22 protein-coding genes are annotated in these 23,845 nt (G+C 60.4%); 13 read left to right on the top strand and 9 right to left on the bottom strand.

Annotated elements, in window-relative coordinates; translation table 11 throughout:
• Positions 1-134 precede the first annotated feature (134 nt).
• Entirely contained in the window at positions 135-2,726 is a 2,592-nt protein-coding gene (locus DUT91_RS02265) for a mechanosensitive ion channel family protein (protein ID WP_114438721.1), read from the top strand.
• A 118-nt stretch (positions 2,727-2,844) separates the two neighbouring features.
• On the opposite strand, the gene DUT91_RS02260 is transcribed toward DUT91_RS02265, so the two are convergent.
• Positions 2,845-3,771, bottom strand: coding sequence for a hypothetical protein (locus DUT91_RS02260; RefSeq protein WP_114438720.1), 927 nt, complete (start codon positions 3,769-3,771; stop codon positions 2,845-2,847).
• Between the two features lie 357 nt (positions 3,772-4,128).
• Positions 4,129-5,034 carry a LysR substrate-binding domain-containing protein gene (locus DUT91_RS02255; RefSeq protein ID WP_114438719.1) on the bottom strand — a complete coding sequence of 302 codons (906 nt, stop codon included), beginning with the start codon at positions 5,032-5,034 and terminating at the stop codon, positions 4,129-4,131.
• A 105-nt stretch (positions 5,035-5,139) separates the two neighbouring features.
• On the opposite strand from DUT91_RS02255, the gene DUT91_RS02250 reads away from it, so the two are divergent.
• Together DUT91_RS02250 and DUT91_RS02245 are read left to right on the top strand one after the other, a co-directional pair.
• Positions 5,140-6,321 carry an MFS transporter gene (locus DUT91_RS02250; RefSeq protein ID WP_114438718.1) on the top strand — a complete coding sequence of 394 codons (1,182 nt, stop codon included), beginning with the start codon at positions 5,140-5,142 and terminating at the stop codon, positions 6,319-6,321.
• 32 nt (positions 6,322-6,353) lie between these two features.
• Entirely contained in the window at positions 6,354-7,388 is a 1,035-nt protein-coding gene (locus DUT91_RS02245) for an aldo/keto reductase (RefSeq protein ID WP_114438717.1), read from the top strand.
• 21 nt (positions 7,389-7,409) lie between these two features.
• Here DUT91_RS02245 and DUT91_RS02240 read toward each other — a convergent pair whose 3' ends face one another.
• From DUT91_RS02240 to DUT91_RS02210, 7 genes are all read right to left on the bottom strand, one after another.
• Positions 7,410-8,780 carry an aspartate aminotransferase family protein gene (locus DUT91_RS02240; protein ID WP_114438716.1) on the bottom strand — a complete coding sequence of 457 codons (1,371 nt, stop codon included), beginning with the start codon at positions 8,778-8,780 and terminating at the stop codon, positions 7,410-7,412.
• Positions 8,781-8,956: 176 nt separating this feature from the next.
• The gene (locus tag DUT91_RS02235; protein WP_114438715.1) at positions 8,957-9,259 is read right to left on the bottom strand and encodes a hypothetical protein; all 303 of its coding nucleotides are present in this window, start codon (positions 9,257-9,259) and stop codon (positions 8,957-8,959) included.
• A 365-nt stretch (positions 9,260-9,624) separates the two neighbouring features.
• A complete protein-coding gene (locus DUT91_RS02230; RefSeq protein WP_114438714.1) occupies positions 9,625-10,500 on the bottom strand; it encodes an aldo/keto reductase in 876 nt (291 codons plus the stop codon).
• Between the two features lie 136 nt (positions 10,501-10,636).
• Positions 10,637-10,900, bottom strand: coding sequence for a DUF1488 family protein (locus tag DUT91_RS02225; RefSeq protein ID WP_114438713.1), 264 nt, complete (start codon positions 10,898-10,900; stop codon positions 10,637-10,639).
• A gap of 247 nt (positions 10,901-11,147) precedes the next feature.
• Positions 11,148-11,342, bottom strand: a complete 195-nt coding sequence (locus DUT91_RS02215) for a hypothetical protein (protein WP_114438711.1) — start codon at positions 11,340-11,342, stop codon at positions 11,148-11,150.
• Between the two features lie 38 nt (positions 11,343-11,380).
• Positions 11,381-11,524: a hypothetical protein gene (locus DUT91_RS26105; protein WP_200834872.1), complete on the bottom strand. Its 144-nt coding sequence runs from the start codon at positions 11,522-11,524 to the stop codon at positions 11,381-11,383.
• Positions 11,525-12,082: 558 nt separating this feature from the next.
• Positions 12,083-12,493: a hypothetical protein gene (locus tag DUT91_RS02210; RefSeq protein WP_147272139.1), complete on the bottom strand. Its 411-nt coding sequence runs from the start codon at positions 12,491-12,493 to the stop codon at positions 12,083-12,085.
• Positions 12,494-12,771: 278 nt separating this feature from the next.
• On the opposite strand from DUT91_RS02210, the gene DUT91_RS02205 reads away from it, so the two are divergent.
• The 10 genes from DUT91_RS02205 (at position 12,772) to xylB (ending at position 23,724) form a co-directional block, all read left to right on the top strand.
• The gene (locus DUT91_RS02205) at positions 12,772-13,812 is read left to right on the top strand and encodes a zinc-dependent alcohol dehydrogenase (protein WP_114438709.1); all 1,041 of its coding nucleotides are present in this window, start codon (positions 12,772-12,774) and stop codon (positions 13,810-13,812) included.
• 1 nt (position 13,813) lies between these two features.
• Positions 13,814-15,166, top strand: a complete 1,353-nt coding sequence (locus DUT91_RS02200) for an ABC transporter substrate-binding protein (RefSeq protein WP_245419442.1) — start codon at positions 13,814-13,816, stop codon at positions 15,164-15,166.
• Positions 15,167-15,225: 59 nt separating this feature from the next.
• A complete protein-coding gene (locus tag DUT91_RS02195) occupies positions 15,226-15,822 on the top strand; it encodes an SIS domain-containing protein (protein WP_114438707.1) in 597 nt (198 codons plus the stop codon).
• An 87-nt stretch (positions 15,823-15,909) separates the two neighbouring features.
• Entirely contained in the window at positions 15,910-16,812 is a 903-nt protein-coding gene (locus tag DUT91_RS02190) for a carbohydrate ABC transporter permease (protein ID WP_245419440.1), read from the top strand.
• The gene (locus DUT91_RS02185; protein ID WP_114438706.1) at positions 16,812-17,630 is read left to right on the top strand and encodes a carbohydrate ABC transporter permease; all 819 of its coding nucleotides are present in this window, start codon (positions 16,812-16,814) and stop codon (positions 17,628-17,630) included. The genes DUT91_RS02190 and DUT91_RS02185 overlap by 1 nt, the downstream gene beginning before the upstream one ends.
• Positions 17,627-18,568, top strand: a complete 942-nt coding sequence (locus DUT91_RS02180) for a sugar phosphate isomerase/epimerase family protein (RefSeq protein ID WP_114438705.1) — start codon at positions 17,627-17,629, stop codon at positions 18,566-18,568. The genes DUT91_RS02185 and DUT91_RS02180 overlap by 4 nt, the downstream gene beginning before the upstream one ends.
• The gene (locus DUT91_RS02175; RefSeq protein ID WP_114438704.1) at positions 18,565-19,533 is read left to right on the top strand and encodes a sugar-binding transcriptional regulator; all 969 of its coding nucleotides are present in this window, start codon (positions 18,565-18,567) and stop codon (positions 19,531-19,533) included. Before DUT91_RS02180 ends, DUT91_RS02175 begins: the two co-directional genes overlap by 4 nt.
• An 18-nt stretch (positions 19,534-19,551) precedes the next feature.
• Positions 19,552-21,159, top strand: coding sequence for an FGGY-family carbohydrate kinase (locus DUT91_RS02170; protein ID WP_114438703.1), 1,608 nt, complete (start codon positions 19,552-19,554; stop codon positions 21,157-21,159).
• 1 nt (position 21,160) lies between these two features.
• Positions 21,161-22,246: an ABC transporter ATP-binding protein gene (locus DUT91_RS02165; RefSeq protein WP_114438702.1), complete on the top strand. Its 1,086-nt coding sequence runs from the start codon at positions 21,161-21,163 to the stop codon at positions 22,244-22,246.
• Complete coding sequence (gene xylB / locus DUT91_RS02160; RefSeq protein WP_114438701.1) at positions 22,246-23,724, top strand: xylulokinase; 1,479 nt, start codon at positions 22,246-22,248, stop codon at positions 23,722-23,724. Before DUT91_RS02165 ends, xylB begins: the two co-directional genes overlap by 1 nt.
• The last annotated feature ends 121 nt before the right edge of the window (positions 23,725-23,845 follow it).

The following is a 23,845-nucleotide window of genomic DNA, read 5'->3' as shown; positions in this document are numbered from 1 at the left end:
ATCTCTATAGAAATATGAGGAAGCTGCGCTAAGATCAGCGCGGCGGCGGCCGCCGTGTAAGTTGATTCCATTGCGGCTGTAAGATCAGACTGTCGATTGGATGCGGCAGCGTCGAAGGTCACGAGGGGACTTTGATGCGCATGATCATGATTTTCGGGCGGTTACTGCGGCAGGCGCGGCGTTCGACTTTTCTTTTACTGATGCTTTCGCTTTTTGGCCTGATGTTTTCCGTGTCGGAGGCCCAGTCCCAGGCAACAGCCAACTGGACAGGTCTTTGGGACACCAAGTGGACCGGCGGCGGCGCGCAGGTCGAGTTCCAGCAGACCGGCACCGACGTGACAGGCCGATACGCGCTCTACAATGGCCGGATCGAAGCCAAGGCCGTCGGACGGCAACTCATCGGCCGATGGTTCGAGGGCAATCGCCAGGGCGAAATCCTCTTTGTCCAGTCGCCTGATGGCTCGAGCTTCATGGGCCGCTTCGAATATGCCACGGCGGAATGGTGGACCGGCGTCCGTGTGGACGCCTCGCAGTACCAGGGCGTGGAAGTCGACCAGTCGAGCCCGATGACGACCATGCGCTCGTTCCTGCAGGCGATGAACGAAAGCGGCGCCGATGGTGTTTCGCGGGGCGCGGGTGGCGGCATGGCGCTGGTCAGCAAGGCTGCCAGTGTCGTTGACGTGAGCGAGGCCGACCGTGGCGGTCTCAACATCAGCGATTATGTGCATGAGCTCTATACGGTTCTCGACAAGCTTACCTTCCGCTTCTGGAACCTGCCGCACGGGCAGATACAGGGAGACGATGCGACGGCGAAGCTTGGTCAGTTCGATACGAATGTGACCTTCGATGCCGCTTTCCGGCGCAAGGGAGACAAGTGGTTCATTGCGGGGCCGTCGCTTGCCGCGCTGAAAGCCAAGCATGCGGAGCTCTCCAATGCGCGCGGCGAGCCGGTGGATGCGGTAGCGGAGCCGGAAAAACTCAGGACACCGCGCGATACGTTCAAGACGCTGCTGAGCGGCTTCATCAATGGCAATGACAAGGTGGCCGACAGCACGCTCAACATGCTCGGCTTCAACGCCGCCGTGCGCGACGACGAAGCCCAACTGCTCGGGAGATATCTGAAGAAGGTCATCGACCGGATCGGCTATGTCTATTGGCAGGAGATCCCTGACGACCCCAAGAGCAAGAAACCTTACACCTTTTTCCAGCACCCGGCGGGCAATATCGTCGTTGGTCCCGTCGAGGTGGGCGATGCCGACAAGGGGGGCGTGATCTGGCAGTTCACGCCGGAGACGCTTCATCATATCCGGGGGCTTTATGCCGCCGTCGAGGATATGCCGGTCGCGCCGGAGTTCACGGCCTTTGCAGCGGACGATCCTTATTTCAAAGCACGGTCGCTTGCCCGCTCGATCAGCCCGGACCTGCTCAAGCGTGCGGGTCCGGCCGATCGCTGGCAATGGCTGATGCTTGCCATCCTGGGTCTTCTCGGCATTGTCTGCGGCTTCCTGGTCAACGCCGTCATCTCCGCCTTTTCGCACCGTACGTCGGCCAGCGTATCCGGCCCGCCGGCGCCGCACCTGCGGGTGATCGGGTGGTCGATACGGGCCATCGTGCTCGGCCTGTTCCTGCTTGCCGCGCTACGCCTCCTGGGGTTGCCCGATGTCGTGGCGACGCCGGTGAAGGCGCTCGCCTGGGCAGGAATGCTGATCGGGACGGTTCCTATTCTCTGGCATCTGATCGGGAACATGGCCGAAAGCTATCGCACCCGCTGGGAAATCCCCGGCTATCACGAGACGCTGATCTCGCTCCTCACCGGCGTCGCGCGCGTCGCGGTCATCATCACGGCCTTCCTGCTTCTCGCCAAGGTGTTCGCCATCCCCTACGAGCATGTTCTGGCCGGGCTCGGCATCGGCGGTCTCGCGGTGGCGCTTGCCGCACAGCCGACCTTGCAGAATTTTCTTTCCGGCCTGACGCTTTATGCCGACCGGCCGGTCAGCGTCGGCGATTTCTGTAAATTCGACGATACGTTCGGCACGGTGGAACATATCGGCATGCGGTCCACGCGAGTGCGTTCGCTCGATCGCACAGTTATTTCGGTGCCCAACTCCGAATTCTCCGACATGAAGATCGAGAATTATGCCAGGCGTGACCGCATCCGTTTCAAAACCACGCTGCAACTGCGCTACGAGACGACGGCCGATCAACTGCGCTATGTGCTTGCGCAATTGCGCCAGTTGCTCATCGCGCATCCCCGCGTCGTGGAAGATCCCCATATCCGCTTCGTTGGATTTGGGGAATATTCGCTCGATGTCGAGATCATCGCCTATATCAGGACGGCCGAGCACGCCGAATTCCTCGCCATACGCGAGGACATTCTGATGCATATCATGAAGATCATGGACGATGCAGGCGCACAGTTCGCATTCCCGTCATCGGTCGAGTACGCGGCCGACGATACCCCGATCGACAGGGAAAAACAGGCGGCGGCGGAGAAAACGGTTGCGGCATGGCGGGCTGAGGAAAAGCTTCCATTCCCCGATTTCCTGAAGGCGCACAAGGAGGAGATGAACAATACACTCGTCTATCCGCCGGAAGGCTCGATTCAGGCGCATGAGACGGAGCCGGACGAAATGAATGGCAAGGGCAAACTTCCCAACGCAAGCCAGTCCCGCTGGAAGCTGTTCCGGGACAAGGCTGCGAAGGCTGATCCCAAGCCGGCAGGGTAAAATCCGCAACGTTCATTGCCGAAACCTATCAGGGGGCCGCGCATTCAGAGAATGCGATTGATACCGTTCGTGCCCCGGAATGAGGGCGGATGCCGCCGCCATTCCGGGAGCTCTCTTTTCAGGCGGTGCGGTAGACGCAGTAAATGTTCTTTTGATATTCTGCCAGCCCGACGCCGGTTCCCGGAGCACGCGGGTTTCCGTTTATCGTCTTGGGTGACGACCACTTGGTGGGGTCTCCAGTGGTGTTGTATGTGTAATAAAATACAGAACCGCCGTTGCCGTCCCCGTATACGCATAAAAGCGCGTCGTTCTCGGATACATAGACCAGAGCCGGTTCGCAATCGCTGGTCTGTCCTGGAATTGGTGTGGGCGGCGCCCAGATTTCACCCCTGTTGCTCGTCGTAACATACAGGTTGTTGTCGTTGCCGTAGCCGCGGTACACGCACCAAAGCTGGTCCTTGAATACAGCCAGCGCGGGTGCCGCGGAGGATTTTTGGCTACTTATCTCATAGGAATCGACTTCCATGCCGTAGAGGAGCGCAACCCATAATTGATTACTCTCCAGCTGGCGGAATACGCACCAAAATGCGTCTCTGAACCAAGCGACAGCCGGCCCGGAAGCAGATGGAAGGATATGCTCAGTGACAGGAGGATTCCAATCTTGACCATTGTCGGTGCTGACAAACGATATATGACCTCCTCGCTGTGTCTGCCCAGATGACCTCAAATATGCGCACTGCAGCGTGTTATCCTCGACGATTACAGCGAGCGCCGGTTTTGAGGGGCTCTTCACCGGAATGTTATTATAGCGGATTTGCCATTCGCCATTCCTCCATCCGGATTGGGGGGTGAAGTTTGAATACCACAGATCCATGTTTTCCCCGCCGCCGCGGTGCATGATCCATAGCTTGTCCTGAAAAACAGCAAGGGCCGGCGCAGCCGCGCTGGTATATAGGGAAGGGAAATCCTGCGGCGAAAGCCAGGTCGTGTTGGGGATGGAACTGGAACTAACAGGGGCTGAGGTCCATTTCAGAAGGTCGCTCATCGATATTCACCTCTCATTAGAGTATATTATTGATTTCATTATAAATTTAGGTGCAATCATATGCTCGGGTGGCCCTGGAAGCCGCCCTTGGTTGGAAATGAAATGGCAAAAACCGTGAATAGCTCTCAGGGTTTGAGCATTTAATTTCGAAGTGATCATAGAATTCCGATTCAGAAAAATATAGGCAATATAGTTATCGAGATTAACGTAAAATAATTCATATATTGTATATAGTTTGAATGATGTCTTGCAGCTATATTTTACTGTCTGGCAATTAAGTAAGTATTGATGAGCTAAATTGATTATAATAATAATATAATGTTTATATTGGATTTCGCCTTGGCGAATGCCGAGGGCTCACCGCACGCGGGCGTGTTCGGCGAGGAAATCGAGCAGCGCGCGCACGCGGGCGGGCAGGGGGCCGCCCTGGCCGAGATAGACGGCGTGGACTTCTTCCAGATCGCCGGGATTGCGATCCTCCATGATTGGCATGAGGCGGCCAGCCCTGATGTCCTCGCGGACGGTGAAGGCGGCGAGCCGGGCGAGGCCGGTGCCGGCGAGTGCCAGTTGCCGCATACCTTCGCCGTCGCTGACCTGGATATTGCCGGTGATCGGGAGCATGACCGTCTGGCCTTCGTGGACGAGCGGCCAGCCCTCGACGGTCCTGATATAGCAAAAGCCGATCCGGTTGTGGTTTTCCAGTTCGGCAACGGTTTTCGGCTCTCCGAACCGCCCGAGATAGTCCGGTGAGGCAACAATCGTCATGCGCGTCGCGCCGAGCTTGCGGGCGACGAGGGTGGAGCTTTTCAGCGGGCCGGCGCGGATCGCAACGTCGGTGTGTTCCGCAAGGAGGTCGATCACCGCATCCGTCTGCACGATGTCGAGCGTTATATCAGGATATTTCGCCAGGAATTCCGGGACGAGTGGCGCCAGGATATGGGTGGCGAAGGAGGCGTTGGTGTTGAGGCGGATGCGGCCGGCGGGCTTTTCGCCTGACGAGGCATTGCGTTCTGCCTCGTCAAGATCGGCAAGGATGCGCGTGCTGCGCTCGTAGAAGGCGCAGCCCTCCGGCGTGAGCTCGAGTTTTCGCGTCGAACGGTTGATAAGCCGCGCGCCGAGGCGCGCTTCCAGCCGGGCGATCAGCTTGCTCACGGCTGATGGCGTCAGCCGGCAGCTCCGCGCGGCGGCGGAAAAGCCGCCCATTTCTACGACTCTCACGAAGACTTCCATTTCGCCGAAGCGATTGACGTCCATGCGGCTCATGATGAATTCATTTCATAAATGATGTTCCCGCGCGCTCTCTATATCACCTTAAGGCTTTCGTCCATATAGCGGTGGATCGAAACCATCCAGGGAGAGGCGTCTATCATGCCCTTGGCTCTCTATGCCCTGACAGCCGGTGCTTTCGGCATCGGCGTCACCGAATTCGTTATCATGGGTCTTCTGCTGGAGGTCAGCGCGGATCTCCACGTCACGATCGCATCCGCGGGCCTTCTGATCTCCGGCTATGCGCTCGGCGTCGTCGCCGGCGCGCCGGTTCTGACCGCCATGACCAGCCGCTGGCCGCGCAAGGCCGTTCTGCTCGGCCTGATGGTGATCTTCACCATAGGCAATGCGGCCTGCGCGCTGGCGCCGGACTACGGCTTCCTGATGGCGGCACGGGTACTCACCGCCCTTGCCCACGGCACGTTCTTCGGCGTCGGATCGGTGGTCGCCACCAGCCTCGTCGCGCCGGACAAGCGGGCCTCGGCCATCGCCATCATGTTCACCGGACTGACGGTCGCCAATATTCTCGGCGTCCCCTTCGGCACGTGGCTCGGCCAGCAATTCGGCTGGCGCGCGACGTTCTGGGCCGTGGCGATAGTTGGAAGCGTTGCTCTCGCCGTCATCGCGCTGCTGGTCCCGAAGGACAAGGTTGCGCCCGAGGCTGGAGACTGGCGCGCCGATCTCAGGGCCATGGCGCGGCGGCCGGTTCTGCTCGGGCTTTTGACGACGGTGCTGGGCTATGCCGGCGTCTTCGCGGTCTTCACCTATATCGCCCCGGCGCTGACCGAGATTACGGGCTTTCCGGAAAGTGCGGTTTCGCCTGTTCTCCTCGTCTTCGGCGGCGGGCTGATTGCTGGCAACCTCATCGGCGGACGCCTTGCGGACAGGCATCTCGTGCGCACCGTGATCGGCACGCTCGTTGTGTTGGCCAGTGTGCTGGGCCTGATGACCTTTGCGCTGCACGACAGGATCGCCGCCGTCGCATTCGTCGGGTTGCTGGGTGCGGCGGGCTTCGCGACGGTTGCGCCGCTGCAGATGTGGGTGCTGTCGAAGGCGGAGGGCGCGGGGCAGAGTCTTGCCTCAAGCTTCAACATCGCCGCCTTTAACCTCGGCAATGCGCTTGGCGCCTGGGCCGGCGGCGCGGTGATCGATCACGGGCCGGGCCTTGGCGCGATCCCGCTGATCGCCGCGCTCATCACACTGGCTGGCCTTGCCGTTGCGATCGTCAGCATCCGTCTTGAGCAGAAGGCTGCGCCCGCCTGCGTGGCAACCGGCAATGCCTGAACAAAATCAACAACAACAAGCGAGAAAACATCATGGAATACAGAAATCTCGGTACATCCGGCCTGAAGGTTCCCGTCCTAAGCTTCGGCGCGGGAACGTTCGGCGGGCAGGGGCCGCTTTTCAGTGCATGGGGTAATACGGACGCTAGCGAGGCGCGGCGGCTGGTGGATATCTGCCTCGAAGCGGGCGTCAACCTGTTCGATACCGCCGACGTCTATTCGAACGGCGCTTCTGAGGAGGTGCTGGCCGAGGCGATCAAAGGCCGGCGCGATCAGGTGATCATCTCGACCAAGACCGGCCTGCCGATGGGAGAGGGACCGAACGAAGCCGGAACCTCGCGGCCAAGGCTGATCAAGGCGGTGGAAGATGCGTTGCGCCGTCTGGGCACGGACTATATCGATCTTCTGCAACTGCACGCCTTCGATGCGGGAACGCCTGTCGAAGAGGTGGTGTCGGCGCTTGACGATCTCGTGCGCGCGGGCAAGATCCGCTATGCGGGCGTCTCCAATTTCGCCGGCTGGGAGTTGATGAAGTCGCTGGCAGCGCAGGACAAGCATGGCTATTCGCGCTATGTGGCTCATCAGGTTTATTATTCGCTGGTCGGGCGCGATTACGAATGGGAACTGATGCCGCTCGGTCGCGACCAGGGCATCGGCGCGCTGGTGTGGAGCCCGCTCGGCTGGGGACGGCTCACCGGAAAAATACGTCGCGGACAGCCTTTGCCGAAACAGAGCCGCCTTCACGAGACTGCCGAATTCGGGCCGCCGGTGGATGAGGAACGGCTTTACGATATTGTCGATGTGCTGGACGCGGTTGCCGAGGAAACCGGCAAGACGGTGCCGCAGATAGCGCTCAACTGGCTGCTACGGCGCCCGACGGTTTCCTCCGTCATCATCGGCGCGCGCAACGAGGAACAGTTGCGCCAGAATCTCGGTGCGGTCGGCTGGTCGCTGACACCCGAACAGGTCGCCAGGCTTGATGCGGCGAGCGAGGTCACCGCACCTTATCCCTATTTCCCATACCGCCGTCAGGCAGGGTTCGCGAGGCTCAATCCTCCGGTGGTTTGATCCGGCGAGAAGCAGGGCGGGTCAGCCCGCCCCGCCATTGTCGATCATTGCCTTGACCGTATCGAGGGCCGATGCGGTTATATCGAATATCTGGTCGATTTCCGCGTCCGTGACGATCAGCGGCGGGCAGAAGGCGATGGAATCGCCCATATTGCGCGCAATCAGGCCGCGCTCCTGCATGGCGCGGTTCATCATGGCGCCGAGAACGCCCGGCTCGTCGGCGAAAGCCGCATGGTAGAGTTCGAGTGCGCCGATCAATCCGACGCCGCGCGCTTCCACGGCGAGAGGATGCGCCTCCAGCGAACGCAAGCGCGCGAGAAAATGCGGGCTCAGGTTTCGGGCATTCCCGATGAGGTCGCGTTCCTCGATGATGGCAAGGTTTTCCAGGGCGACGGCGGCGGCGACGGGATGGCCGCTGGCGGTATAGCCATGGCCGAAGGTGCCGATGGCAGCCGATTCATCGGCGATCGGCTGATAGACCCTGTCGTTGATGAGCACGGCGGAGATCGGCATATAGGAGGAGGAGAGTTGCTTGGACAGCGTCATGATGTCGGGCTCCATCTCATACCGGGTCGAGCCGAAAGCCTCGCCGGTGCGGCCGAACCCGCAGATGACCTCGTCGGCAATCAGCAGGATGTCGTATTTCTTGAGAACCGCCTGAATCGCCTGCCAATAGCCGGTGGGCGGTACGATCACGCCGCCAGCGCCCATCACCGGTTCGCCGATGAAGGCGGCAATGGTTTCCGGCCCTTCGCTCAGGATCATATCCTCGAGATCCTTGGCGCAGCGCTTGGAGAATTCGATTTCGCTCTCGCCGGGGACGGCGCCTGCGCGGTAATGCGGGCATGTGGTGTGCAGGATGCCCGGCATCGGCAGATCGAAGGAGCGGTGGTTGTTGGGCAGGCCGGTCAGGCTGGCGCTCGCGAGCGTCACGCCGTGATAGCCCTTCAGGCGCGAGATGATCTTCTTCTTCTCCGGCAAACCCAGCGCATTGGAGCGGTAGCGGACGAGCTTGACCACGGTGTCGTTGGCTTCCGAGCCTGAATTGGTGAAATAGACCTTCGACATCGGCACGGGCGCCATGGCGATCAGCTTTTCCGCCAGATCGACGGAGGGGCCGTGCGTTTTCTGCGTGAACGTATGGTAATAGGGTAGCTTCGCCATCTGCCGCGTCGCGGCCTCGATCAGGCGCTTTTCGCCAAAGCCGACAGCGACGCTCCAAAGTCCCGACATTCCCTCGATATAGCGCTTGCCGTTGTTGTCGAAGACATAGATGCCTTCGCCGCGCTCGATAACCAGGGATCCCTCGGCCTCCAGCTTGCGGGCATTCGTATAGGAATGGAGCTGATAGGCGATGTCTCGGGCTTCGACGGAATTGGGCTGATGGGACACGGTGCTGCACCTGCGGTTTTGAATTGATCAGCTAAAGCGGGATGGGGCCAGATTGAACAGGATTCTCATCTGGTCCCATCTCGTTAGGAATAGCCGAGCGCAGGACGCCAGGGAAGGCGGGAGAGGGTTATTTCCTGAGATAGCTCACCCCATTGCACCGGGCGGTGCGGAGGCGATCAATGGGAATTGTTGAAGCGCTTGTCCAGATGCTCCGCCCAATGCCCGAAACTGTTGGTGAGGAGCATGAGGTCGTTCTGCAATTCGAGCTTCAGCAGTTCCCAATCGACGCCGTGCGCATCGTTGAGCTTTGCGCGGAGCTTCGCCTGAAGCAGTTTGGCCTTTTCGTCAAGTTCGGCGAATTTGGCAGTCTGCTCAGAGGTGAGCGTAACACTCGTCTGCAAGCCGGCAAACGGGTTCCTCAGCTTTTTCGCTAGTTCGTCGAGCTTTGCATTCAGTTCGGAGAATGTAGCGTCATTCATGTTTCCAACTCCTGAACGATCGGTTGCCCATTGAGCCGGAAGCGGCTTCAGGCTGGACCGAAAGAAAAAGCTAGGCCCGGATTATGTCTTCATGACGTTGAATCGACCTCCCGGGCATGAACTTTCCGTGAACGCGGTCATTCCTTTGCCAGTCCGGTGAACATGCTTTCAACAGAACTTCTTATCAAGCCTGCATCCCGATCTGGCGAAGCTCCTCACGGCAATCCACCGCTTAAGGCGCAACTGAGGTCAGTATCTCACCTTTCTCTGTCTTCGTCGACTTGATTGCGCCGCCCGCCAGAATTTCGCGTGACCTTTTGGGATCGTGGCTTGTCCGGACGGACGGCGTTTTCCGGGAATTCCGTTCAGCCCTTGAACTGTGCCTTGCCTTCGCGATCGAGCGCCGCGAAATCCTCGTCCGAAAGCGTAATGCCCGCGGCGGCGACATTTTCCTCGAGATGGGCAATCTTCGATGTGCCCGGGATGGGCAGCATGACCGGGCTGCGCTTCAGCACCCAGGCGAGCGCGACCTGGCTCGGCCCCACGCCATGTTTTTTGGCGATCTTATCCAGCAGCGAATTCGGCTTGGCGAGATCGCCCGCCGCGAGCGGATACCAGGGGATGAAGCCGATATTGTGCTTCTCGCAATAATCCAGCACGTCCTCGCTCGTCCGGTCGACGAGATTATAACGGTTTTGCACCGTCGCCACCTTGAAGACTTTGGACGCGGCCTCGATGTCGGCGACGGAGACTTCGCTCAAGCCGGCATGGCGGATGATGCCGTCGTCGAGAAGCGATTTGACGGCATCGAACTGCTCGTCGCGCGGCGTCTTCGAGTCGATGCGGTGAAGTTGCCACAGGCCGATCTGCTCGAGGCCGAGGCTGCGAAGGCTTTTGTGGGCCTGCTGGATGAGATATTCCGGGCGTCCGACAGGCGACCAGCGATCCGGTCCGGTGCGTGTCAGCCCGCCTTTCGTCGCGACGAGAATGTCGCCATAGGGATGAAGGGCTTCACGGATCAGTTCCTCGGAAATATCAGGTCCGTAGGAATCGGCGGTATCGATAAAGTTCACATCGAGATCGGGAAGGCGCTTCAGCGTGCGGATCGCCTCCGCCCGGTCCTTCGGTTCACCCCAGATGCCTGGGCCGGTAATGCGCATGGCGCCGAAGCCGAGACGGTTGACCTGGATGTCTCCGCCGATTTCGAATGTTCCGGATTTGGCTGCCGTGGGTTTTGACATGCTCGGATACCTTTCCTTGGGCGTTGGGGGACTTGGTTTTGCAAAAAAGCCAAATCCGCCAAAACAGGACAGTGTTCCCGTAGCGCTGCCGAATTCAAATCATAATGAAGTGATACCGGCTGATGACCGGCTTCCCTTATCGAAAATCGCCCGATGTCAGCACGTACATGTTCTTGCGGGTGTTGGAATAGGCTTCCCGCGCGACATTGTGAATTGAACTTACCGCGGCATCGAAAGCGGCCAGATAATCCGCTTCGGCAGAGGGTGAGGAGGATGGCTTGGAAAAGGCATCGACTTCGATGAAAAACGGAACCTCGAACATGCCGTCATGGCCGATGAAACGAACGCGCTGATGCGCGTCATCATAACTCCGGCTTCGGTTTGGAAATGTAAGCGCCATGACAAGATCCTTGATTAGCTGCTACAGCGCCGCGGGTCCTTCTGGACGCTACACGAGGACGCCGTAGTTTATTGATTTGGTGCATCGTATTTTCCGGGAACGGGTCCCGGTTTGGGCTGATGCACCGGCGGTTCCTGCTTTGAATTATCGAAACCGCTGTTCGTTTTTCCGCAAGTCCTGAGAACAATCCCGCGCTTCGTGATGTCGGCTTCGCCCGGTGACCTGACCAGATCACCGGAATATGCGATCAAAGCAGCCTGTTGTCCTCGACGGTCCGGCGTGCGCGGCGCACTTTTCCATTGCTGTCCGCAGCCTTGCGTTTGACGGCGGTGGCTTCTTCGTGCGTGGATTCCTGTTCGTGCTCAGCGGCGACCTCAGCACTTGAACTCTTCCTGGCCGCAACCGGCTTCGGGTCTGCATCGTCTTTTTTGAAGCGGATCATCGAAAAGCTCCTCTGAATGAATCCAATTCTTGCCACCCTCAAGCCTTTGGCTTGCGACGGGCATCAACTGTGCTGTTGGCCAGCTTGACCTGGGCACCGAAGGGCGTTTCGGCCTTTGGAGCCACCTTTTCCTTCTTCGGCTTTCTGGTCTCGCGGTTGCTGCGCTGCTGTCCTTTCGCCATGGCGAAAATCTCCCTATCTTTAAAGATATTGTCTGAAATCAGTGATGCTTCGGGTAAATCCCGGCGGCGAGCTTATGGCACGCGCACAGGGTCGAAACGGGCATGATTCGGTGTTGACCGTTTAAACGTTCTGGTCGGCAAAAGCTTGGGCCGACGCGATTATTGGGCCTTCCACGCGTCGAATTCATGTGGTCGTGGACGGGCCGGAATTTCACCGCAGTTCTTTCTGCGGCCATCATATGAAGCACGCATCCGTATATATGCTCTTTGGTGTCCGAATAATAGGAGGGGCGGAAATTAATTACTGCAGAGGAGTCCTAAAGTAATCGTCCAGAATAGTTGTGCAATCGACGGTTTTTGCTTGTTATTTTGAATATAATACTGCGTCGTGCTGACTTATGTATAAGTCATACCTGAATTCCCGTTGGGGCTTGCGAATATTTTGCCGGACGTCAATCGGTTTCATCGCGCCAAACTGGAGCGGCAGGTGCATTTCCCGGCTGAGATAAAAAATTTGCGCCTGCCACGAAGCGTTGGTTCAGGCAGGCGCATATGTGTTTAGTCGGCACCCGGAGTGATCACGCGACGGCCGCCATCCGGCGTGGGAACCACGAACTTGATCGGCCGGTCAGTGCGGCGGGTGATCTGGCGTTGCGGGCGGTCACCTCCTCCATAGGTGGGGCGATCCGGACGTTGGGGGCGGTCGGGCCGCTGATAACCAGGGCGGCCCGGACGTGCGTAATCAGGACGACGGTCGCGACGATCCCGATAATGACGCCTGCCGCGGTAATAATCACGGTCATAGACGACGCCACCACCATAATAACCGCCGCCGCCATAGTAGGGGTCATAATACCCGCCGGGACGGGAGTACCCCTCATAATAGGTGCCGCCTTCGCTGACGCAGCCTGAAAGCGATAGGCTGGCGAAACCGATTATTGCGGCCATAGCCAAGGATTTCATCGACATCGTTCTACCTCCAAAGAATGGAATATGGAGCGGCAGCTGCCATTCGGCAATCCTGGCGAGATGGCGGGATCCCGCCATGGTTATTGAAACTGGAAGTGGCAAGGCTAATTTTTTCCCGTGTCCGGCCCGACCTGCCTTCATTTTCGTTCCGCCCCGGCCAAAGTCAGACGGCCATTCCCATTGGTCGCCCTGCTCGTTAATTACACTTGAAAAAGATAATTTACATTTGTATCGTGTCGCTGAAATCCTTTTTTAGATGCTATTTTCCGGAAGCCTCAATGAGCCGTGCCCTTTTCATTCGTGCAGCCCACGACGCGTATGTCGCCCCCTTCAATCTGCGGGAGGGCAACCCGGGCGAAGTGCTCATCGACGTCGCTTCCGTCGGTCTCTGCGGTTCCGATCTCCATTATTTCAAGGACGGGGGCATCGGCTCGGCGATCGTGAAGGAGCCATTCGTTCCAGGGCATGAATTCGGCGGCTATCTCTGCGAGGATCTGGACGATCTCGGGCTTTCCCGCGGCTCGCTCGTGGCCGTCGATCCGAACAAGGCCTGCGGCCATTGCGAGTTCTGCGAGCGGGGGCATCCTAACCTTTGCCCGAATGTGAAATTCATCGGCGCGCCGCCCTTTGACGGGGCGATGACGGAGCGCATCTGGGTGCCGAAATCGCAGATCGTGCCGCTGCCTCATGAGTTCGGGCCACTGGAAGCTGTGATGCTCGAACCGCTTGGGGTGGCCATTCATGCTGTCGATCTGGCCAAGCCGCGACTGCTGGAACAAGTGGCGTTGATCGGATGCGGCCCGATCGGGCTTTTGATCCTGCAGGTTCTGAAGGCGGCAGGTGCGGGCGAGATTCTGGCGGTCGATCCTCTTGAGCATCGGCGGACCATGGCCGCCCGGCTCGGCGCCTCGCGGGTCGGGGAATCGGTAGACGATATACGCGAGTGGACTAGGCGCGAGGGTGCGCCGCTGGTCATCGAGGCGACGAATTCGCCGCTCGGGTTCCGTGATGCCGTCCTTGCCGCCAAAATCGGCGGGCGCATCGTGCTTGTCGGCATCCCCGACGGCGATGTCTACACGTTGCCCGCCGCCGAAGCCCGCCGCCGTGGGCTGAAGATCAAATTCGCACGCCGGATGGGGGAGGTCTATCCGCGCGCTATCGAACTCGTCGCTGGAGGAAAGGTCGATGTCGCGTCAATCGTGACGCATCAGGTCGGCCTTGACGAGGCACCCGACACGTTCCGCAACCACGCTGATAACGCGCCGGGCTACATAAAGAGCCTGATCTATCCGAATGGATTACCAAAACAGGGAGGATAAAGTGAGGAAACTTCTATATGCATCGTTGAGCGCGCTGGCGCTCATGGCCAGCGCCGCGTCGCTGCCATCGACGGCTTTGGCCCAGGACTGGCTGGAGACCGCCGGAAAGCCCTTCGAAGGCAAGGAAATCAACGTGATTTTCCTGGATCGCCCGGGTTATCGGGCGATTATCAAACTCCTGCCGGAATTCGAGAAGAAGACGGGGATCAAGGTCAATTATGAGATCGTTCCCTATGAGAACAGCCGCGAAAAGCAGGTGCTCAACTTCACCTCGAACGGTGACCTGACCATCGCACTGGTCGATCTCGTCTGGATCGGGGAGTTTGCAGAAAATAACTGGATCACGTCGATCGAGGAATTCACCTCGGACCCATCGATCACCGATCCCAATCTGAAGCTGGATGGTTTTTTCCCGCTGCTGCTCGAGGCGTTCGGTTCGTGGGGCGGCAAGACCTATGGCCTTCCGTTCGACAATTATTCGGGGCTGCTGTTCTATAATTCCTGCCAGCTCAAGGAAGCGGGTTTCGACAAGCCGCCTGCAACCTGGGACGAATTGCTGACGGATTATGCGCCGAAGCTGACGGATGCGAGCAAGAACCGCTATGCGTTCGCGCTGCAGTCGCGGCGCGGCGAAACGCAGTCCGCCGACAGTTTCATGCGTGTGCTCTGGCCTTTCGGCGGTTCGCTCCTGAACAAGGAGTTCAAGTCGAACCTCCTCAGCGAGGGGAGCCAGAAGGGGCTGCAGTTCCGCCAGGACCTGATGAAGTTCATGCCTCCTGGTATTGTCAGCTTCGACCATGCCGAGGCCGTCAATGCACTGGCGCAGGGGCAGGTGTCGATGATCACCGAATGGTCGGCCTTCTACGGCACGTTGACCGATCCGGCGACCTCGAAGCTTGGCGATTGCCTTGCCGTCGCGCCTGAGCCTGCCGGTCCGGCGGGACGTCTGCCGGCGCTCGGCGGTTTTTCGCTCGCCGTGGCCGAACAGGCGCCTGACGATCTGAAAAAGGCGTCATGGCTCTTCATCCAGTGGGCGACGTCGGAAGAGATCGCGCGTCCCTATGTGGAGGCAGGCGGCGTTTCCGGCCGCACATCAATCTACGAGCAGCCGGAGATCAAGGCGAAATACAAGTTCGTCGAGCCGATGGTCGCCTCCTGGCAGAAGGGTGTGCCTGAATTCCGTCCGCGTTTCCCCGCCTGGCCGGCCATCTCGGAAGTTGTCGCCGAATGGGGTAGCAAGATGATGCTCGGAGAGGTCTCGACAGAGGCCGGCGCCAAGGAAATCGGCACCCGCATGGAGGATATCCTCGGCAAGGAAGGCTATTACGACGGCAAGCGGGAATTGCTGCAGTAACTCTGATATTTGCGAAACTGACATGCGGCGGGCGGGGAATATCCTGCCCGCCCGGTCTGATGGACGAGACTTGTCCTGGGGAGGAGGAGACCTTGAAGCTATACGATCAGGCGCTTGCCGAGCTTGGCGCGGTTTTCGAGCGTATCGACGAGCAGACGGTCGATGCTGCCGTTGCGGTCATTGCCGATGCCGGGCGGATCGCGCTTTACGGCGTCGGCCGTGAAGGATTGCAGGTGAAGGGCTTCGCCATGCGGCTCTATCATCTGGGCCTCAAGGCAGCCGTCGTCGGCGATATGACAACGCCGCCGGTGGGCGAGGGGGATCTGCTGGTCGTCTCCGCTGGTCCCGGCAGTTTCTCGACCGTTTTGGGGCTGATGGGGGAGGCGAAGGCAGCCGGTGCAAAGACGCTTGTGATTACCGCGCAGCCGAATGGCGAGGCGGCAAAACGTGCGGATCACGTGCTCACCATTCCGGCCCAGACGATGGCGGACGATCTTGAGCCGGATGATGTTGGGACTGGCGTGTCGGTCCTGCCGATGGGCTCGCTTTACGAGGGTGCGCAATACATCCTCTTCGAGGTGATGATCCTGAAGCTCCGGGAGAGGCTTGGAATCACGCCCGAGGCGATGCGCGCCAACCATACCAACCTGGAATGAGGGGCCAACCTGGAATGAGGGGCCAACCTGGAATGAAGACCAATCTTGAATGAGCGGCCGCGCCTGATGCAGAAGGGAGGAGAGTTGGTGGAACGCACTGAGACGAGGCTTAATCCGGGCTATGGACGCTGGACGCCGTTCTGGTTTCTGGCACCCGCTGTATTCGCGCTGCTCGTCATTGGCATCTATCCGACGATCTCGGCGCTGGTGACGTCGTTCCGGCGCTATAATATCACCCGTCCGCGTGACGGCTTTCCCTTTATCGGATTTGAAAACTACATCAATGTCCTTTCCGACCAGACGTTCTGGCAGTCGCTCGGGCTGACGGCGCGCTTCTACGTGACGGTTCTGCCCTTCCAGCTTTTCTTCGGCATCTGCATCGCCCTGCTTCTGCACCGGCCGGGTCTCGGAATGCTCAGGGCGCTGGCCCGCATATCCCTCGTCGTGCCGCTGGCGACGACTTATGCCGTCGTCGGCTTGATCGGGCGGCTGATATTCAACCGCGATTTCGGCGTCGCGAACCAATTTCTCAACGCCATCGGCATCGGCGGCATGGATTGGCTCGGCTCGCCGACCGGCGCGTTCATCGCCATCGCGGTCATGGATATCTGGCAATGGACGCCGTTCTGCGCGCTGATCTTCCTTGCCGGATTGTCCATGGTGCCGGTCGAGATCGAGGAGGCGGCGCGGCTGGAGACGAGCTCGAAGACGGCGCTCCTGCGCTATGTGCAACTGCCCTATCTGCTGCCGGGTCTCACAGCGATGCTGATCCTGCGCTCGGCCGATATTCTCAAGCTCTTCGACATGGTCTTCGTGATGACGCGCGGCGGGCCGGGCGCGGCCACGGATCTCGTCTCGATCTATATCCAGCGCGTGGGTTTCCGGGTTTTCGACATGGGCATGGCTTCCGCCCAGGCGATCCTTCTCCTGATCATGACCATCGTGCTGAGCCGTCTCTATATCAGGCTGATCTACAAGGAGATCGAGTGATGTCCACGACGCTTCGCCGGGTGCTGCACGGAGCGGGATTGATCGCCGTCCTGTGTTTCACGCTCTTTCCCTTCTATTGGATGGTGTCCTCCAGCTTCAAGGACCAGAGCGACCTCCTGGCATCGCCGCCGGTGTGGTTCTTCACGCCGACATTCGCCAATTACGCCGACATCTTTGCGGACGAGAAAGTGTTCGGCTCGATCGTCAATTCGCTTATCGTGGCGACGCTGACCACGGCGCTCTCCGTGCTGCTCGGGGCGCCGGCGGCCTATGCGCTGGCGCGCTTCGAGTTCCGTGGCAAGTCGGATCTCTGGTTCTGGTTCATCTCGAACCGCATGATCAGCCCGATCGTGCTGGCCCTGCCGGTCTATCTCCTGGCGGTGCAGCTCAAGATGCTCGATACTTATCTGGTGCTGGTCCTGATCTATCTGACCTTCAACCTGCCGATCGTGGTGTGGATCTGCACCGATCAGTTCCGCTCCATTCCCATCGAGCTCGAACAGGCTGCGCGCCTCGACGGGGCGGACCAGTTCACGATCTTCCGCAAGATCTATGTGCCGCTTGGATTACCCGGCATCGCTGTATCGGCGATTTTCAGCTTCATCTTCTCCTGGAACGAGCTTCTCTATGCGCTGGTGCTGACGCGGCGCAGCGTCCAGACCGCGCCCGTCATGGCGACGAGCTTCATGTCGGGGTATGAACTGCCGTGGGGCAAGATCATGGCGACGGGCACGGTGATCGTGCTCCCGGTGACGATTTTCGCGCTACTGGTATCGAGACATATGGTTCGGGGGCTTACCATGGGCGCTACCAAATGACGGACACTCAGCCGGTATCCATTCCGCTCGGGATCAATCTTTCGTTCTGCGTGAAGCGATGGGTGACGCCCGAACTCTGGGCGCCGATCGTGCGCGAGGAACTGGGCCTCGATCTGGTGCAGCTTTCGTTCGACCTCGTCGATCCGACATGGCCGGAGGATATTCTGGCGGATTGCGCCCGGGATATTCGCAGCGCTGCGGATCGGTACGGGATCACGGTCCACAGCGCCTTCATCGGCCTTGCCCACTATACGTTCAACCAGCTTCTCCATCCCGATCCCCGGGTCCGCGATGTCGCGGAAGCGTGGATGAAGAAGGCTTATCGCTTCGCGGCAAGTGCTGGGATTTATCGTGTCGGCGGCCCGCTGGGAGCCATTGCCTCAAGGATAGATGGCAAGGAGCCCGATAGCATCCCGCCGGCGGATTACGATGATCTGATCGCCCGGATGGGGCGGCTCGCGCAGGCCGCCGGAGAAAGCGGGATCGTCGAGCTCTATGTCGAGCCGACGCCGATGCGCCGCGAGTGGCCGTGGACGGTGGCGCAGGCCAAGCGCATGGCCGCCGATCTGGCGGGATCGCCCGTGCGTTGGAAATATTGCGTCGACTGGGGGCACGCCACGTTCGAGCCGCTTTACGGGCGCGATCGTGCGGGAATGGCGGAATGGTTCGAGGCGCTGGCGCCCGATATCGGCATGGTGCATCTGCAGCAGACGGATTTCCAGTATGACCGCCATTGGGATTTCAGCGAAAGCGGTGCGGTCGTTCCCGGCGAGGCAGCGGACTTGCAGCAGCGGGCGGGCCTTGCCGACAGGCCGGTGTTCCTGGAGGTGTTTTATCCTTTCGAGCGGGACGATCTGTCGATACTCCAAGCGTTGAAGCATTCGATATCCGTGCTTAAACCGGCTTTCGCCCAACAGATATCCCGAGGCATGCCTTGAACGAACTCACCGCAAACGAAGCACAGGCCAATGTATCAAGCGATACGGACCAGATCCGCGCCCGCGTCGCCTGGTATTATTATGTCGGAGGCCTGACCCAGCAGGAGATTGCCGACAAGCTGCGCATCACCCGCCTGCGGGTAAACAAGATCGTCGTCCAGGCGAGAAGCGACGGACTGGTCAGCGTCGATATCAAGATGCCGCTCACGCATTGCGTGGTGCTCGAGGAGAGACTGAAGGAGCGGTTCGGCCTTGTCGATTGTTCCGTCGTGCCGTCCGTCCCCGATTTCGAGGATCTGCATCGCGTGCTGGGTCGCGCGACGGCCGCGATGCTCGATCCCCTGCTGGTCGACGGCAAGGGGTTCGGCATCGGCTGGGGCCAGACGCTGTCGGCGGCAAGGCGGCATCTGACGCCGCGCCGTCTTCCCAACGCATGGGTTGCGGCGCTGATGGGCGGGCTGACGCGCGGATCCGGCACGAACACATTCGAGGTGTCGACGGAGTTCGCACGCATGCTGGGTGCGGAATGCTATTACGTAGCGGCGCCGATCTATTGCCCGTCGAGCGAAAGCCGCACCACCCTGCTCACCCATTACGGGCTCGCCGAGACGATGGAGCGTGGTCGCAGGACGGCTGTAGCGCTGATCGCCTGCGGCGACCTCTCCAACTATTCGCTTCTGGCGAAGACCCAGATCGTGACCGAAAACCTGCCGACGCTGCAGGCGGCGGGTGCTGTCGGCGATATTCTCGGCGTGTTCCTCGATGAGGATGGCGCGCCTGTCGATCATCCGCTGAACCAGCGAGTCATGGCGATGCAGCCTTCGGACCTGAAGCTGATCCCGTCATCGGTCCTTGCATCGGGCGGCATGCACAAGGTGCCGATCATCAGGGCGGTGCTCCGGGCGGGATATGTCAACCGCCTCATCACCGATGAAGACGTTGCCGAAGCCATTTTGAAAGATTGAGCGCATGATGAGGACGCAATGAGCCATCTGCTTGCGATCGACGTCGGAACGCTTTCCGCGCGCGCCGGCCTCTTCGACCGGGAGGGGCAATTGCTGGCGTCGGCATCGGCATCATTCGAATTGCTGACGCCGGCGGAGCATCATGCCGTCTATCGCATGGATGATATCTGGCAGGCGGTCTGCCGCGCCTCGACCGACTGCCTGGCGCAGCATCCGGAATTGGCGTCTTCAGTTGCGGGACTGGCTTTCGACGCCACGTCTTCCCTCTATATCGAAGCCGAGGGGGATGCGCCGCTCGACGGCGGCGGCGATGTGATCTGCTGGATGGATCACCGGGGCGAGGCGGAGGCGGCGGAGATCGACGCGACTGGCCACCGCTTCCTCGATCATGTCGGCGGCTCGCTCTCGCCGGAAACCAATCTGCCGAAACTCCTGTGGCTGAAACGGCACCGCCCGGCGGCATGGGCGCGGGTAACAGGCGCGCGCGACCTTTGCGACGAGCTTGCCCGCCGCGCGACGGATACGGACCGGCATTCGGTCTGCGGCCTTGGTTGTAAGTGGCCCTATCTCCCGGGTGAAGCCGAACCCTGGTGCCAGGATCTGCTGGACCGGCTCGGGATCGGTGAACTGACCGCGCTCGGCCATCTCGGAGAGAAGCCCGGAAAAGTGGGCGAGGTGCATGGCGTTGTATCGGCATCCGCCAGCGCGGCCCTCGGCATTCCCTGGGGTATTCCCGTCGCGATCGGGCTGATCGATGCCGAGGCGGGCGCACTTGGCGTCCTTGGGCGCGATTATCAGGCGCGGATGAACAATCTACTTCCGATGATCGGTGGCTCGTCCACCTGCTACATGCCCTTTGCCAGTGATGCGCGCCATGTTTCCGGTGTCTGGGGTCCATTCAGGGATGCGGTCTTTCCCGGCTACTGGATGCATGAAGCCGGCCAGAGTCTTTCCGGTACGGCGCTCGATGCCGTGCTCAACCATCATCCGGCGAGCCCCGGAAAAGCATCCGGCACACTGCATCTTCAGACCGCCGAGCGGATACTGAAACTGCTCGACGAGGAGGGCGCCTCATTTGCGGCCACCCGCCATATCGTGCCGGACTGGCTCGGCAACCGCGCACCACTCGGTGACGGGCGGGTGCGGGCACTTGCAACCGGCATTGGCCCGGAAACCGGCGAGCGTTCGTTCCTGGAGGCCTATTACGCCACGGCGCGGGCGCTGGCGCTGCAGACCCGGCAAATCCTCGAGCACCTGAACGCCCATGGCGGCTATGCCTTCGACAGTGTCGCGCTGGCTGGCGGGCATCTGCACAATCCGCTTCTCGTCCAGCTTTATCGGGATGCGATCGGCGCGAGGCTGATCGTCAGCGATGCCAGGGAGCCTGTGCTTCTCGGCACGGCGATGGTCGCGGCGGTCGCCGCCGGCTTTCATGCCGACCTGTTCGGTAGCCTGGAGGCGATGGCGCCGGAGCAAAAGGTGCTCGATCCCGATCCCTATTGGCAGCAGGCGCATGATGCCGCCTACCGCATCTACCTCACACTTTTCAAAACCAGAAACGAGATAGAAATCGCCGGGCGGGCTCTCGGAGCCTTGCCATCGGCGCAACTGTCTGGAGCCCTCTGATATGTCATTTCTTCGTCTCGACAATGTGGTCAAGCGCTATGGCGAGCATTTTGCCGTCCAGGGCGTGAGCCTTTCGGCGGAAAAGGGCGAATTCGTCGTTTTCGTCGGGCCGTCCGGCTGCGGCAAGTCGACCCTCTTGCGCATGATCGCCGGCCTGGAAGAGACCAGTGGCGGTGATGTCCTCATCGACGAGAAGATCGTCACCCATGTGGAGCCGGCGCGGCGCGAAGTGGCGATGGTGTTTCAGTCCTATGCGCTCTATCCGCATATGAGCGTCTTCGACAATCTCGCCTTCGGCCTTCGCATGGTGAAGACCAGCGAGGACGAGATCAAGAAGCGGGTGACGGAGGCGGCGCGCATTCTGCAGATCGAACCACTCCTGCAACGCAAGCCGCGCCAGCTCTCCGGCGGGCAGCGCCAGCGGGTGGCGATCGGGCGGGCGATCGTGCGCAATCCCAAGCTCTTCCTGTTCGATGAGCCGCTTTCCAATCTCGACGCGGAATTGCGGACGCAGATGCGCGTCGAGATCGCCAAGCTGCATCGTGCGCTCGGCGTCACGATGGTCTATGTCACGCATGACCAGATCGAGGCCATGACGCTGGCCGATCGTATCGTCGTGCTGCGGGCAGGGCGCGTCGAGCAGATCGGCACCCCGACCGAACTCTATGACAACCCCGCCAACATGTTCGTCGCCGGCTTCATCGGTTCGCCGAAGATGAATTTTCTCCCCACCAGGGTCACCGCCGTGGCGGAACGGCAGTTGACCGTTTCGAGCCCGGCTTTTGTCGGTGGTGCAATCGCCATTGCCACCAAGGGGCCGCACCAGACGAAGATCGGCGACGATTTGACGGTAGGGATGAGGCCGGAACATCTGGAGGTGCGGTCCGCCAATCCGGTACTGACGCTGAAGGCCGACTTCACCGAATATCTTGGCGGCGCCAGCCAGATCTATGCCCAGCCCGCAGATGGTCCCGTCATGACCATCGTCTCTCCCGGTCGCCTCGGGATCACGAGGAACGAGGATTTGGCGGTCGGCATCGCCCCGGACCATGTCTATCTCTTCGATCAGCAGGGGCTGGCGATCTGATGGCGAGCTATCTCGGTATCGATGTCGGTACCTCGTCCGTAAAAGCTGTCCTTCTCGATGAAAATCAGGTGCTTATCGCCGAGGGTTCCGCTCCGGTCGAGGTGCTGCGCCCGCGGCCGTTATGGTCGGAGCAGGACCCCGAGGAATGGTGGCAGGCGGCGCAAAAGGCCGTCGCACAGGTGCGCGGCCTGGCGCCACAGCGGTTTTTGGAACTGGAGGGCATCGGCCTTTCCGGCCAGCAGCACAGCGCGACATTGCTCGACCGACATGGCTCCGTCCTGCGCCCGGCGATCCTGTGGAATGACGGGCGCTGCGGGCGCGAATGCGGCGAATTGCTGGAACGGGTGCCGGATTTCATGGTTCGTTCGTCGAACACGACCATGCCCGGTTTCACCGCGCCAAAGCTTTTATGGGTGGCGCGGCACGAGCCGGAAATCTTCGCGGAGATCGCCAAGGTGCTCCTTCCGAAGGATTATCTGCGCTACCGGCTGTCGGGCGATTATGTGTCTGATATGTCGGATTCGGCAGGGACATTGTGGCTCGATGTCGGGCGGCGGCGCTGGGATGATGTGCTTCTCGATGCATGCGACATGAAGCGAGCGCAGATGCCGGATCTGGTTGAGGGGGCGGAGATATCGGCCTATCTCTCCAGCGATGTGGCAGCGGATTGGGGCCTTGCCGGGAGAAAAATCCCGATTGCGGGCGGCGGCGGCGACAATGCGTCCTCAGCGGTCGGCATAGGCGCTATCGGCCCGGGCGATGGCTTCCTGTCGCTTGGCACATCGGGCGTGCTGTTCGTCTCGACCGACCGTCTCGTCTCCTTGCCGGAGCGGACGCTGCATGGCTTCTGCCATGCCCTGCCGCAGCGCTGGCACGGCATGGTGGTGGCGCTTTCGGCGGCTTCGGCACTGGCATGGCTCGCTGGTCTGACCGGGCATCAGCACGATGTGGCAGGGCTCATTGAAAAAGCCAGGCAATTTGCCGCCGATGCGGGGCGGCGCGAGGCGGCGCCGGTCTTCCTGCCCTATCTCACAGGTGAGCGGACGCCGCATAATGATCCCAACGCCACCGCCGGGTTCAGCGGCCTGCGGGCCGAGCATGATGCCGGGGCGCTCGCCTATGCCGTGCTGGAAGGGGTGGCATTTGCGCTGGCCGACGGTCTCGACGTGCTGAAGGCGGCGGATGCTGCGCCGCGCTCCTGCATGCTGGTGGGCGGCGGCTCGCGCAGCGCCTATTGGAACGGGCTTCTGGCCGATATGCTTGATCTGCCGCTCGATCTGCCCGAAGGGGCCGAGATCGGTGCTGCCTTCGGGGCTGCACGTCTTGGAATGGTCGCGGCGGGGGCAGGGACGATCGAGGCGATCTGCCGAAAGCCGCCGATCCGTGCGCGCTTCGAGCCGGATTCTAGCAAGGCACCGGTTCTTGCCGAACGCAGGGCGCGTTATCTCGACATGTATCCTCCCGCCACAAACACATAGGCCCGAGAACCGGAGCCGGTTCTCGGGCCTATCCATTGGGAATTCAGAGGATGCTAAAGCGGTTCCAGTTTTGACGGAATCGCGAGGCACCCCCCTCTGGCCTGCCGGCCATCTCCCCCAT

The organism is Paramesorhizobium salinisoli, assembly GCF_003335045.1.
Lineage (GTDB): Bacteria > Pseudomonadota > Alphaproteobacteria > Rhizobiales > Rhizobiaceae > Paramesorhizobium > Paramesorhizobium salinisoli.
Note: the sequence above shows the minus strand (reverse complement) of the source record. Positions and strands in the feature narration are given on the sequence as shown.

Coding starts and splice junctions, on each gene's coding strand:
- DUT91_RS02215 (WP_114438711.1), bottom strand. CDS start 11,342: ATGATCCGCTTCAAAAAAGACGATGCAGACCCGAAGCCGGTTGCGGCC.
- DUT91_RS02165 (WP_114438702.1), top strand. CDS start 21,161: ATGTCATTTCTTCGTCTCGACAATGTGGTCAAGCGCTATGGCGAGCAT.
- DUT91_RS02225 (WP_114438713.1), bottom strand. CDS start 10,900: ATGGCGCTTACATTTCCAAACCGAAGCCGGAGTTATGATGACGCGCAT.
- DUT91_RS02185 (WP_114438706.1), top strand. CDS start 16,812: ATGTCCACGACGCTTCGCCGGGTGCTGCACGGAGCGGGATTGATCGCC.
- DUT91_RS02265 (WP_114438721.1), top strand. CDS start 135: ATGCGCATGATCATGATTTTCGGGCGGTTACTGCGGCAGGCGCGGCGT.
- DUT91_RS02195 (WP_114438707.1), top strand. CDS start 15,226: ATGGACGAGACTTGTCCTGGGGAGGAGGAGACCTTGAAGCTATACGAT.
- xylB (WP_114438701.1), top strand. CDS start 22,246: ATGGCGAGCTATCTCGGTATCGATGTCGGTACCTCGTCCGTAAAAGCT.
- DUT91_RS02205 (WP_114438709.1), top strand. CDS start 12,772: ATGAGCCGTGCCCTTTTCATTCGTGCAGCCCACGACGCGTATGTCGCC.
- DUT91_RS02170 (WP_114438703.1), top strand. CDS start 19,552: ATGAGCCATCTGCTTGCGATCGACGTCGGAACGCTTTCCGCGCGCGCC.
- DUT91_RS02210 (WP_147272139.1), bottom strand. CDS start 12,493: ATGTCGATGAAATCCTTGGCTATGGCCGCAATAATCGGTTTCGCCAGC.
- DUT91_RS26105 (WP_200834872.1), bottom strand. CDS start 11,524: ATGGCGAAAGGACAGCAGCGCAGCAACCGCGAGACCAGAAAGCCGAAG.
- DUT91_RS02250 (WP_114438718.1), top strand. CDS start 5,140: ATGCCCTTGGCTCTCTATGCCCTGACAGCCGGTGCTTTCGGCATCGGC.
- DUT91_RS02260 (WP_114438720.1), bottom strand. CDS start 3,771: ATGAGCGACCTTCTGAAATGGACCTCAGCCCCTGTTAGTTCCAGTTCC.
- DUT91_RS02180 (WP_114438705.1), top strand. CDS start 17,627: ATGACGGACACTCAGCCGGTATCCATTCCGCTCGGGATCAATCTTTCG.
- DUT91_RS02235 (WP_114438715.1), bottom strand. CDS start 9,259: ATGAATGACGCTACATTCTCCGAACTGAATGCAAAGCTCGACGAACTA.
- DUT91_RS02245 (WP_114438717.1), top strand. CDS start 6,354: ATGGAATACAGAAATCTCGGTACATCCGGCCTGAAGGTTCCCGTCCTA.
- DUT91_RS02230 (WP_114438714.1), bottom strand. CDS start 10,500: ATGTCAAAACCCACGGCAGCCAAATCCGGAACATTCGAAATCGGCGGA.
- DUT91_RS02255 (WP_114438719.1), bottom strand. CDS start 5,034: ATGAGCCGCATGGACGTCAATCGCTTCGGCGAAATGGAAGTCTTCGTG.